The organism is Streptomyces sp. NPDC058955, from assembly GCF_042741435.1.
GTDB lineage: Bacteria > Actinomycetota > Actinomycetes > Streptomycetales > Streptomycetaceae > Streptomyces.
In genome coordinates this window covers 69,506-80,942 of the sequence record NZ_JBHYKM010000004.1, presented here as the reverse complement: position 1 = coordinate 80,942, position 11,437 = coordinate 69,506, and the positions used below count along the sequence as shown (strand labels likewise).

At 70.2% G+C, this 11,437-nt stretch carries 13 protein-coding genes; 4 read left to right on the top strand and 9 right to left on the bottom strand.

Annotated features, from left to right (window positions below; all coding sequences use genetic code 11):
- Positions 1–365 precede the first annotated feature (365 nt).
- From ACFW1I_RS03215 to trxA, 3 genes are all read left to right on the top strand, one after another.
- Positions 366–740 carry a hypothetical protein gene (locus ACFW1I_RS03215; RefSeq protein ID WP_384665545.1) on the top strand — a complete coding sequence of 125 codons (375 nt, stop codon included), beginning with the start codon at positions 366–368 and terminating at the stop codon, positions 738–740.
- 185 nt (positions 741–925) lie between these two features.
- Complete coding sequence (gene trxB / locus ACFW1I_RS03210) at positions 926–1,891, top strand: thioredoxin-disulfide reductase (protein ID WP_384665543.1); 966 nt, start codon at positions 926–928, stop codon at positions 1,889–1,891.
- 46 nt (positions 1,892–1,937) lie between these two features.
- Positions 1,938–2,270 (top strand): thioredoxin, encoded by a 333-nt coding sequence (trxA, locus tag ACFW1I_RS03205; protein WP_384665541.1) that lies wholly within the window; start codon positions 1,938–1,940, stop codon positions 2,268–2,270.
- Positions 2,271–2,305: 35 nt separating this feature from the next.
- Here trxA and ACFW1I_RS03200 read toward each other — a convergent pair whose 3' ends face one another.
- The 9 genes from ACFW1I_RS03200 to rpmH all read right to left on the bottom strand — a co-directional run bounded on the left by ACFW1I_RS03200 (position 2,306) and on the right by rpmH (position 8,995).
- Entirely contained in the window at positions 2,306–2,923 is a 618-nt protein-coding gene (locus ACFW1I_RS03200) for a GNAT family N-acetyltransferase (RefSeq protein WP_351853498.1), read from the bottom strand.
- 162 nt (positions 2,924–3,085) lie between these two features.
- Positions 3,086–4,141, bottom strand: coding sequence for a ParB/RepB/Spo0J family partition protein (locus ACFW1I_RS03195; RefSeq protein WP_384665539.1), 1,056 nt, complete (start codon positions 4,139–4,141; stop codon positions 3,086–3,088).
- Positions 4,138–5,217 carry an AAA family ATPase gene (locus tag ACFW1I_RS03190; protein ID WP_319011535.1) on the bottom strand — a complete coding sequence of 360 codons (1,080 nt, stop codon included), beginning with the start codon at positions 5,215–5,217 and terminating at the stop codon, positions 4,138–4,140. The genes ACFW1I_RS03195 and ACFW1I_RS03190 overlap by 4 nt, the downstream gene beginning before the upstream one ends.
- Before the next feature lie 238 nt (positions 5,218–5,455).
- Positions 5,456–6,172: a 16S rRNA (guanine(527)-N(7))-methyltransferase RsmG gene (rsmG, locus tag ACFW1I_RS03185; RefSeq protein ID WP_031003109.1), complete on the bottom strand. Its 717-nt coding sequence runs from the start codon at positions 6,170–6,172 to the stop codon at positions 5,456–5,458.
- Positions 6,173–6,290: 118 nt separating this feature from the next.
- Positions 6,291–6,803: a R3H domain-containing nucleic acid-binding protein gene (locus ACFW1I_RS03180; protein ID WP_031003107.1), complete on the bottom strand. Its 513-nt coding sequence runs from the start codon at positions 6,801–6,803 to the stop codon at positions 6,291–6,293.
- A 42-nt stretch (positions 6,804–6,845) separates the two neighbouring features.
- Positions 6,846–8,138: a membrane protein insertase YidC gene (gene yidC, locus ACFW1I_RS03175; RefSeq protein ID WP_384665536.1), complete on the bottom strand. Its 1,293-nt coding sequence runs from the start codon at positions 8,136–8,138 to the stop codon at positions 6,846–6,848.
- 3 nt (positions 8,139–8,141) lie between these two features.
- Positions 8,142–8,468, bottom strand: a complete 327-nt coding sequence (yidD, locus tag ACFW1I_RS03170) for a membrane protein insertion efficiency factor YidD (RefSeq protein WP_030493766.1) — start codon at positions 8,466–8,468, stop codon at positions 8,142–8,144.
- Positions 8,465–8,836: a ribonuclease P protein component gene (gene rnpA / locus ACFW1I_RS03165; RefSeq protein ID WP_043222725.1), complete on the bottom strand. Its 372-nt coding sequence runs from the start codon at positions 8,834–8,836 to the stop codon at positions 8,465–8,467. The genes yidD and rnpA overlap by 4 nt, the downstream gene beginning before the upstream one ends.
- Before the next feature lie 21 nt (positions 8,837–8,857).
- A complete protein-coding gene (gene rpmH, locus ACFW1I_RS03160) occupies positions 8,858–8,995 on the bottom strand; it encodes a 50S ribosomal protein L34 (RefSeq protein WP_015659252.1) in 138 nt (45 codons plus the stop codon).
- Between the two features lie 356 nt (positions 8,996–9,351).
- Between rpmH and dnaA the strand changes: the two genes are divergently transcribed.
- Positions 9,352–11,130, top strand: a complete 1,779-nt coding sequence (gene dnaA, locus ACFW1I_RS03155) for a chromosomal replication initiator protein DnaA (RefSeq protein WP_384665533.1) — start codon at positions 9,352–9,354, stop codon at positions 11,128–11,130.
- Positions 11,131–11,437: the final 307 nt, after the last annotated feature.

Below are 11,437 nucleotides of genomic sequence, written 5' to 3'. Positions count from 1 at the left end.
CCGCCCCGCGCGGGGGCACCGCCCCCGCGCGCGCCCCCGCGCCCCGCCGGCCCCCCCCCCCGCCGCTGCCCCGCCGGCGTTTTCCCCGGCAACCCCGGCCCCGGGAGGAGGGTTTATCCCGAAAAACAGCGCGACCGGCCTCCGCGGCCCGGGCCACCGGCGGGCGTACGACGGCCTCCGGCCGCCCGCAGGGCCGTCCCCAGGCGGCCACGGGTCCGGGACGCGGACGCACCCGCCACCGGGGCCGTATCGCCGCCCTCACGGGCCTCGCCGGCACGGTCGTCGCCGCGTTCTGCGCCGTCAGCCTCTACGCGCTCACCCAGAACGGTTCACCGGAGAGCCACGGAGCCAAGGCGGACGCCGCCGTGAGCGCGCCGATCAGCACCTTCTCCGGCGAACCGGTCGAGGACCGCGTCCGGGGCCTGCTCACCGGCGACCTCACCGCCCGTACGCCGAAGGGCGAGCAGCCCGAATCGCTCGCGGCCGAGGAGACGGAGGGCGTCGGCACCGCCCAGCGGAACAGCGACCCCGCCGTCCCCGGCTGCGTGCTCGCGGGCACCGGCCGCCCGGGCGCCGTCCTCGCCTCGGAGCGCGGCGAGTACGAGGGCGTCGCCGCCTATCTGCTCGTCCTCCCCGACCGGGCCTCCGCCGACCGCGTCCAGGCGTACGTCGTCAACGCCTCCTGCGCCGGGGACACCCCGGGTCAGCTGCTCCGGACGGCCTCCTACCCGAAGCCCTGAGCGGGCCCCGCCCCCGCCGCCCCTCCCGCCGCCCATCCCGCCGTCCGTCTCACTCTCCGTCTCACGCACGCGCCGCGCGGCGCCCTCGGGAATGCTGGCCCCTTAGGATCCGTTGGGTGGGGTGAGAGTGACCGAGACACCGCCCCGTAGGCAGTAGGCAGTCTGCAGAGACGAGGAAGAAACCCGTGAGCGACGTCCGTAACGTGATCATCATCGGCTCCGGGCCCGCGGGTTACACCGCCGCGCTCTACACGGCCCGCGCGTCGCTGAACCCGCTGGTCTTCGAGGGCGCCGTGACCGCCGGTGGCGCCCTGATGAACACCACCGAGGTCGAGAACTTCCCCGGTTTCCGTGACGGCATCATGGGCCCGGACCTCATGGACAACATGCGGGCGCAGGCCGAGCGCTTCGGCGCCGAGCTCGTCCCGGACGACGTCGTCGCCGTGGACCTCACCGGTGACATCAAGACCGTCACCGACACCGCCGGCACCGTGCACCGCGCCAAGGCCGTCATCGTCACCACCGGCTCGCAGCACCGCAAGCTGGGCCTGCCGAACGAGGACACTCTCTCCGGCCGCGGCGTCTCCTGGTGCGCCACCTGCGACGGCTTCTTCTTCAAGGACCAGGACATCGCCGTCGTCGGCGGCGGCGACACCGCGATCGAGGAGGCGACCTTCCTCTCGCGCTTCGCCCGCTCGGTGACGATCGTCCACCGCCGTGACACCCTGCGCGCCTCCAAGGCGATGCAGGAGCGCGCCTTCGCCGACCCGAAGATCAAGTTCGCCTGGGACAACGAGGTGACCGAGATCCACGGCGACCAGAAGCTCTCCGGTCTGACCCTGCGCAACACCAAGACGGGCGAGACCAGCTCGCTGCCGGTGACCGGTCTCTTCATCGCCGTGGGCCACGACCCGCGGACCGAGCTGTTCAAGGGCCAGCTGGACCTCGACGAGGAGGGCTACCTCAAGGTCGCCGCCCCGTCGACCCGCACCAACCTCACGGGTGTCTTCGGCGCCGGTGACGTCGTCGACCACACCTACCGCCAGGCCATCACGGCCGCCGGTACCGGCTGCTCCGCCGCGCTCGACGCCGAGCGCTTCCTGGCCGCCCTCGCCGACAGCGAGAAGCTGGCCGAGACCCCCGCGGTCTGACCCGAACTCTCCCCACCCCACACCCCGCGAAGTTAAGGAGGCCGCCGTGGCCGGCGCCCTGAAGAACGTGACCGACGCTTCCTTCGAAGAGGACGTCCTCAAGAACGACAAGCCCGTCCTGGTGGACTTCTGGGCTGCCTGGTGCGGACCGTGCCGCCAGATCGCCCCGTCGCTGGAGGCCATCGCCGCGGAGCACGGCGAGATCGAGATCGTGAAGCTCAACATCGACGAGAACCCGGCCACCGCCGCCAAGTACGGCGTCATGTCCATCCCGACGCTCAACGTCTACCAGGGCGGCGAGGTCGTGAAGACCATCGTCGGCGCCAAGCCGAAGGCCGCGATCGTGCGCGACCTGGAGCCCTTCATCGCGGCGAAGTAGAACCGCACGCTGTTTCACGTTCTCCGTCGCCGGGCTCACAGGGGCCGGAGCGCCGGCTCCTTCTGCACCGCGCCGAGCAGCCGGTCCAGGGCCATCTCGACGTCCTCCTTCCAGGAGAGCGTCGTCCGCAGCTCCAGGCGGAGCCGAGGGAAGGCGGGATGGGGCCGAACGGTCTTGAAGCCGACCGCGAGCAGGTGGTCGGCCGGCAGCACACAGGCCGGCTCCTTCCAGCGGGCGTCGCCGAACGCCTCGATCGCCTTGAAGCCCCGCCGCAGCACGTCCTTGGCGACCGTCTGCACCATCACCCGGCCCAGGCCCTGCCCCTGGTACTCCGGCATGATCCAGGCCGTCATCAGCTGGACGGCGTCGGCCGCCACCGGGCTCGTGGGGAAGGCCGTCGAACGCGGGACATAGGCCGGAGGAGCGTAGAGCACATAGCCGACCGGCACCTCGTCCACGTAGACGACCCGGCCGCAGGAGCCCCATTCCAGCAGGACAGCGGAGATCCACGCCTCCTTCTCGACCTCCGCGCGGCCCGCCTTCACGGCGGCCTCCCCGCTCACCGGATCGAGCTCCCAGAAGACACAGGAGCGGCAGCGCTTCGGAAGGTGCGGAAGATTGTCCAGCGTGAGCGGTACGAGCCGACGCCCCACGGCTGCCCTCGCTTCCCTGGCCGTCGGACGGCCACCGAGCACGGATACGGCTCTCGGAATCGTAACCAGCGGGCTGTCACGGCGACACCGCACACAGGCAAAGGGCGGGCCGCGTTCCGATGACGAACGGAACGCGACCCGCCCTGGGCGTCGGTGCGGGGACTACTCCCCGTCCTCCTCCCCCTCCTGCTCGGCCTTCAGCATCTGCTTCACGTTGTCCTCGCCGGGGGCCAGCGTCGAGAGGATCCGGTCGAGGTCCTCCACCGAGGCGAACTCGACGACGATCTTGCCCTTCGACTGCCCCAGGTCGACCTTCACCCGGGTCTCGAAGCGGTCCGAGAGACGGGTGGCCAGGGAGGAGAAGACCGGCGAGACCCGGCCGCCCGCCCGGGGCTTCCTCGTCTTGGCGACGGCGGGCTCCTCGAAGCTCATGAGCCGCACGATCTCCTCGACCGAGCGCACCGAGAGCCCCTCGGCGACGATCCGCTGCGCCAGCTGGTCCTGCGCCTCCGCGTCCTCCACGCCGAGGAGGGCGCGGGCGTGGCCGGCGGAGAGCACCCCGGCGGCGACCCGGCGCTGGACCGCCGGGGAGAGCCGCAGCAGCCGCAGGGTGTTGGAGACCTGCGAGCGGGAGCGGCCGATCCGGTCGGCGAGCTGGTCGTGGGTGCAGCTGAAGTCGGTGAGGAGCTGCTCGTAGGCGGCGGCCTCCTCCAGCGGGTTCAGCTGGGCCCGGTGCAGGTTCTCCAGGAGCGCGTCCAGGAGCATCTTCTCGTCGTCGGTGGCCCGGACGATCGCGGGAATGGTCTGCAGACCGGCCTCGTCGGAGGCCCGCCAGCGCCGCTCACCCATGATCAGTTCGAAGCGCCCGCCCTCGGCCTTGCGGACGACCACGGGCTGGAGCAGACCGACCTCCTTGATGGAGGTGACCAGCTCGGCGAGGGCGTCCTCGTCGAAGACCTTCCGCGGCTGCTGCGCGTTGGGGGTGATGTCACCGATCGGGATCTCGGTGAAGTACGCCCCGGCGACCAGCGTCGGCGCGGACTGCTCCGGCGCGGCGGCGGTCTCGGGCTGCGGGGCTCCCTGGGGGAACAGGCGTGCCGCGCCGCTCCCGGGGAGCGTGGAGACGGCGCCGGTCTCCGGCGCCTGCTGGTCCTGGGGGGCACCGGCGAACAGCGCGCCGAGCCCCCGCGGCCCCAGTCCCCTACGTCGGTCGCTCACTGAAGTTCCTCCGCCATGCTGTGCTGGTTGTTCTGGTGCCCCACGCGGCCGTGCTGCTGGGGCTCGTAGTGGACGGCGACGCCCCGGAAGGCGATCTCGCGCGCCGCCTCGATGTACGACAGGGCTCCGCTGGAGCCGGGGTCGTAGGTGATCACGGTCTGACCGTAGCTGGGTGCCTCGGAGATGCGGACGGACCGCGGGATGCTGGTCCGGAGCACCTCCTTCCCGAAGTGGCTGCGGACCTCCTCGGCGACCTGCGAGGCGAGCCGGGTCCGGCCGTCGTACATGGTCAGCAGGATCGTCGAGACGTGCAGCGTCGGGTTGAGGTGGCCACGGACCAGGTCGACGTTCTTCAGGAGCTGGCCCAGGCCCTCCAGCGCGTAGTACTCGCACTGGATCGGGATGAGCACCTCGGCGCCCGCCACCAGGGCGTTCACCGAGAGCAGGCCGAGGGACGGCGGGCAGTCGATCAGGACGTAGTCCAGCGGCTGCTCGTACGCCTGGATCGCCCGCTGGAGCCGACTCTCCCGCGCCACCATCGACACCAGCTCGATCTCCGCACCGGCGAGATCGATCGTGGCCGGGGCGCAGAAGAGACCCTCGACGTCGAGGACGGGCTGGACCACCTCGGAGAGCGGCCGGCTGTCGACGAGGACGTCGTAGATGGAGGGGACATCGGCGTGGTGGTCGATGCCCAGTGCCGTGGAGGCGTTGCCCTGCGGGTCCAGGTCGATGACGAGGACGCGGGCACCGTGCAGCGCCAGGGAAGCGGCCAGGTTGACGGTCGTGGTCGTCTTGCCCACGCCGCCCTTCTGGTTGGCCACCACCATGATGCGGGTCTGCTCGGGACGGGGCAGTCCCTCCCCGGCCCGGCCCAGGGCCTCTACGGCCAGCTGGGCGGCACGGCCAATGGGGGTGTCGTCCATCGGGGGCAGTGTTTCACGTGAAACATCCTCCCCCGCCGATTCGGTTCGGGGACCGGGGACCGGATCGGTCATCGGTCCCGCGATGTTGGCGTCGGACCGCAAGGATTCACTCTCCTCGGCATCAAGCTCGCGATGGGAAGAGCCTGCCATGCCTTCGGGGTCCGGAACCAGCGAGGTCGGTGGATCTGTGGGTGAATCCACCTCTGTGGAAAACTCCGTAACCCTCGCGGGTGGCTTCACACGGGGTCGGCGGTCCCGGGGGGTGGCAGCCGCACGCCCGCGGCTGATGATCCCCTGGAGCAGAGAGCGACGTTTCACGTGAAACACGATGCCCCTGCGGCCCTGCCGGGACCGTCCGACACTCCGTGAAAGCGGACGAATGCGACGCTCAGCGGCGCCGGCGGGTCTTGCTCGTCCGGGCGGCCTTGGCCCGCTTGGCCGCGAAGCGCACACCGCCGGGGCTCTCGCCGACCTCCACCCGGACCACGGTGGACATCGGATCGACGATGCCCTCGCCGACGTGGAGCACCGAGGTCTCCACCACGCCCAGCTTGGAGAGCGCGGCACGTGCCCCGTCGAGCTCCTCCTCCGCGGTGTCGCCCTTCAGCAGCAGCATCTCGCCGTAGGGGCGGAGCAGGGGAACGCCCCAGCCGGCCAGCCGGTCGAGCGGCGCCACGGCACGGGCGGTGACGACGTGCACCGGCGGGAACTTGCCGAGCATCTCCTCGGCGCGGCCGCGCACGACGGTCACGTGGTCGAGGCCGAGCAGCTCCACGACCTCCTGGAGGAAGGTGATCCGGCGCAGCAGCGGCTCCAGGAGCGTGATCTTCAGATCGGGCCGCACCAGGGCCAGCGGGATGCCGGGCAGACCGGCGCCGGAGCCGACGTCGCACACGGTGACGCCCTCGGGGACGACCTCGCCGAGGACGGCGCAGTTCAGCAGGTGGCGCTCCCAGAGCCGCGGGACCTCACGGGGGCCGATGAGCCCACGCTTCACACCGGCGTCCGCGAGCAGCTCCGCGTACCGCACGGCCTCGGGGAAGTACTCGCCGAAGACCTTCCGTGCCTGCTCGGGCGCCTCGGGGAGCTCCGCTGCCTCCGTCACGGGGACCGTCCTTCCGTACCGCACGCGTACCGTGCGAGCGCACTGTGGTGGCTGAACTATCAGGCTGACAAAGATCGGCCCCGTCTGCGAACAGACGGGGCCGACGCGATGAGGGGGGTCAGGCAGGGAGGACGACGACGAAGCGCTGCGGCTCCTCGCCCTCGGACTCGCTGCGCAGACCGGCGGCGGCGACCGCGTCGTGCACGACCTTGCGCTCGAACGGGGTCATCGGGTCCAGCTTGACCGGCTGGCCGGTGGACTTCACCTCGTCCGCGGCCTTGGCGCCGATCTGCGCCAGCTCCGTGCGCTTCTGCGCGCGGAAGCCGGCGATGTCGAGCATGAGACGGCTGCGGTCACCGGTCTCCCGGTGCACCGCGAGGCGGGTCAGCTCCTGGAGCGCCTCCAGCACCTCCCCGTCGCGGCCCACGAGCTTCTGCAGGTCGCGGCTGCCGGAGTCGCTGATGATCGAGACCGCGGCCCGGTCCGCCTCGACGTCCATGTCGATGTCGCCGTCGAGGTCGGCGATGTCGAGCAGGCCCTCAAGGTAGTCGGCCGCGATCTCACCCTCCTGCTCCAGGCGGGTCAGGGTGTCGCCACCCTCGGCGGCGGCGGAGGTGGTGCCTTCCGTCACGGATGGACTCCTTCTAGCTACGGGGAAGCTACGTGGACGCTTCTACTTCTTGGAGGACGGGTGCTTGGGCCGCTGCTGGCCCTTGCGCTGGCGGGAGCCGCCGGAGTTGGCGCGGCTGCGGCCGCCGGCCTGCGTGCCGCCCTTGGCGGGCGTCTCGGGCTTCTTCTCCAGCGAGGTCTTCGCCCCGGTGTCCTGGGCGGCCTCGCCCGCGGACTCCTCGGCGGTCTCCGTGACGGCCTCGTCGCTCTTGGCCTGCTGGCCGCCGGACTGGCGCTGGGCCTTGGTCTGGCGCTTGGGCTGCTGCCGCTTGGGGGCGGCGGTGCCCTCGGCCTCGGCGACGGCGGCGTCGCTCTTGGTCACGGTGCCGTCGGCCTGGGCGGCGAAGCCGGCCTTGGCGAGGGCGCCGATGAAGCGGCGCTCGTTCTCGTTGCGGTCGGAGCCCTTGGCGACGATCGCCTTGACGACGGCCTTGTGGCGCCGGCTGCGGACCTCACCGTGGTGCGTGACGCTCTTCAGCAGGCGCTGGAGGTAGGAGTCCTGCGCCTTGCTGCCCGGGGTCGGGTTCTGGTTGATCACGTACATCTGCTGGCCCATGGTCCACACGTTGGTGGTCAGCCAGTAGACGAGGACACCGACGGGGAAGTTGATGCCCATGACGGCGAAGATCACCGGGAAGATGTACATGAGCATCTTCTGCTGCTGCATGTACGGGGTCTTCACCGAGAGGTCGACGTTCTTCATCATCAGCTGGCGCTGGGTGAAGAACTGCGAGGCCGACATCAGGACGATCATGATCGCGGTGACGATGCGGACATCGGTCAGCGAGGCGCCGAGGGCCGCGACGGCCTCGGGCGAGTCCATGAACTTCGAGGCGATCGGGGCACCGAAGATGTGCGCCTGGCGGGCGCTGTCGACCAGTTCCTGGTTGAGGACACCGATCTCCTTGCCCGACGCGATGTTGGACAGCACGTGGTACAGGGCGAAGAAGAACGGCGACTGGGCGAGGATGGGAAGGCACGAGGAGAGCGGGTTGGTACCCGTCTCCTTGTACAGCTTCATCATCTCTTCGGACTGGCGCTGCTTGTCGCTCTTGTAGCGCTCCTGGATCGCCTTCATCTTCGGCTGGAGCGCCTGCATGTTCCGCGTCGCCTTGATCTGCTTCACGAAGAGCGGGATCAGGCAGATGCGGATCAGCACCACGAGGGACACGATCGACAGACCCCAGGCCCAGCCCGTGTCAGGACCGAAGATGGCCCCGTACAGCTTGTGGAACTGGACGATGACCCAGGAAACGGGCCAGGTGATGAAGCTGAACAGACTGGCAATCGTGTCCACTAATCAGGCTCCTTGAGCATTGGGCGAGGTCTCTGCGGCCGGGCTCGTCTCGGCGGAGATCCCGCCCTTGTCGCCGCGCAGCGCGTTCCTGAGCATCTCGTGCCAGCGCGGACGCTTCCGCGGGGGGACATGGTCCACTCCGCCGGGCGACCACGGATTGCACCGCAGGATGCGCCAGGCGGTCAGGGCGATGCCCTTGATCGCGCCATGCCGGTCTATGGCCGTGAATCCGTAGTGGGAACACGACGGGTAGTACCGGCAGACGTCGCCCAGGAGAGGGCTGATCGTCCACTGGTACAGCTTGATGAGGGCGAGGAACGGGTACTTCATCGCGTACCCCCTCCCAGCAGCCGCTGGAGAGCGGCGTCCAGGTCGCGGGCCAGGTGGGCGTGGTCGGCGTCACCGGCTCCGGGCAACGCCCGTACGACCACCAGGCTACCGGGGGGCAGCGCGGACAGCCGGTCGCGGACGAGGTGGCGCAGACGACGCTTCACCTGGTTGCGGACGACCGCACCGCCCACGGCCTTGCTCACGACGAAACCCGCACGCGTCGGGGGAGCGCTCTCCCCAGGCGCGTGCGGGTCCGTTGCACCGCTTCGTAGGTGGACGACGAGGAGCGGGCGACCGGCCCGGCGTCCTCGACGTACCGCGGTTGCGAAGTCCTCGCGCCGCCTCAGCCGATTCTCGGTAGGCAGCACGTCATGACCTGTTTAGGTGGATCAGGCGGACAGGCTCGCGCGACCCTTGGCACGGCGGTTCGCCAGGATGGCGCGGCCGGCACGGGTACGCATGCGCAGGCGGAAGCCGTGGGTCTTCGCGCGACGACGGTTGTTCGGCTGGAAGGTGCGCTTGCTCACTCGGGGGCTCCAGAAATGATTCGGGTGGTGGCGGGACATCGCCTGGCTGTCACCGTGCGCCCACGAGTAGCTCGCATACGCTCGAGTGCACCGCTACGCGATCACACAGGGTGATCTTTGCCCATCGGAGGCAGGCGGCAGCAGCCATCGACAACTCGACCTGGTTACGGTACGCGCGGTTACGCCATCCGGTCAAACCGACCCGTCGACGGGCCCCTTTGTGCACAGGCTGTGGACAACAACTTGAACCACGTCAGCCGCCGCGACTACCGTGACTGGACTCGACTGTCTCTTCCGTTCTGTTCCTGTCGTCCCGAGAACCACACATTCGTGGGACCTGCGAGAAAGCGTGCCCTGTGGCTGACGTACCTGCCGATCTTGCCGCAGTGTGGCCACGCGTGCTCGACCAGCTGCTCGGAGAAGGACAGCAGGGCATCGAGCCCAAGGACAAACAGTGGATCGAGCGCTGCCAGCCGCTCGCCCTGGTCGCCGACACGGCCCTGCTCGCGGTCCCCAACGAATGGGGCAAGCGGGTTCTGGAGGGCCGGCTGGCCCCGCTGATCAGCGAGACCCTCAGCCGCGAGTGCGGCCGCCCGATCCGGATCGCGATCACCGTCGACGACTCCGTCGGCGACCAGCCGCCCGCGCCCTCCCCCGGCCGGCCGCCGCAGCCCCGCTACGACGAGCGCCCGCAGCCCGAGCCGTACGAGAAGTACGACGGCTACGGCCACCGGGCGCTGCCCGACGACGGGCTGCCCACCGCACGCCCCGCCTACCCGGACTACCCGCAGCCGCCGCGCCCCGAGCCGGGCGCCTGGCCGCGGTCCCAGGAGGACCTCTCCTGGCAGCAGCCGCGCCTCGGCGGCTTCCCCGAGCGCGCCCCGTACACCGGACCGGCCCCGGAGCAGACCGGGCTGCCGCGCTACGACGAGCCGTCCCGCGGCTACGAGCAGCCGCAGCGGCCCGAGCGCGCCGAGCTGCCCGAGCCGCCGGGGGCCGGTCCGCGCCCCGGTCCGGGCGGTCAGGGCGTGGGTCCCGGCATCGGCCAGGGTTCCCTCGGCTCCTCCGGTACGGGCTCCGGCGCCGGCGGGCCCGGCGAGCCGCACGCGCGCCTGAACCCGAAGTACCTCTTCGACACCTTCGTCATCGGTTCCTCGAACCGCTTCGCGCACGCGGCCGCGGTCGCCGTGGCCGAGGCGCCGGCGAAGGCGTACAACCCCCTCTTCATCTACGGGGAGTCGGGGCTCGGCAAGACGCACCTGCTGCACGCCATCGGGCACTACGCGCGGAGCCTCTACCCCGGCACGCGCGTGCGGTACGTGAGCTCGGAGGAGTTCACCAACGAGTTCATCAACTCGATCCGCGACGGCAAGGGCGACGCCTTCCGCAAGCGCTACCGCGACGTGGACATCCTGCTCGTCGACGACATCCAGTTCCTCGCGAGCAAGGAGTCGACGCAGGAGGAGTTCTTCCACACCTTCAACACGCTCCACAACGCGAACAAGCAGATCGTGCTCTCCTCGGACCGGCCGCCCAAGCAGCTGGTGACCCTGGAGGACCGGCTGCGCAACCGCTTCGAGTGGGGACTCACCACCGACGTGCAGCCGCCGGAGCTGGAGACGCGCATCGCGATCCTCCGCAAGAAGGCGGTGCAGGAGCAGCTGAACGCCCCGCCGGAGGTGCTGGAGTTCATCGCCTCCCGGATCTCGCGGAACATCCGTGAGCTGGAGGGCGCGCTGATCCGGGTGACGGCCTTCGCGAGCCTCAACCGGCAGCCGGTGGACCTGGGGCTGACCGAGATCGTCCTCAAGGACCTGATCCCGGGCGGCGAGGACTCGTCGCCGGAGATCACGGCGCCGGCCATCATGGCGGCCACGGCCGACTACTTCGGGCTCACGGTGGAGGACCTCTGCGGTTCCTCGCGCAGCCGGGTGCTGGTGACGGCCCGCCAGATCGCCATGTACCTGTGCCGGGAGCTCACCGACCTGTCGCTGCCGAAGATCGGCGCGCAGTTCGGCGGCCGCGACCACACGACGGTGATGCACGCGGACCGGAAGATCCGGGCCCTGATGGCGGAGCGGCGCTCCATCTACAACCAGGTCACCGAACTGACCAACCGCATCAAGAACGGCTGACACACGGCCGTACGGGCCTCGAAGGGCGCTCCGGGACACCTCCCGGGGCGCCCTTCGTCGTTGTCGGGAGGGGCTTTCGGTGGCGGACGGACGCCAGGGGAGCGCCATGCCCCGGACGGCCGTGTTCGATTACTCCGTTCCGGTGGCGGGTTCTCCACAGATTGGGGGATGATCTCCCGTCCACAGGGTGGGGACTGTCGAGTTATCCGGATTGTGTCCACAGGTGGGGCTTGTGACAGACCATCACTCCAGCTCAGAGGGGTGTGGATTTGTTGGCAACCGATCTCCACAGGCTGTGGATGAATCT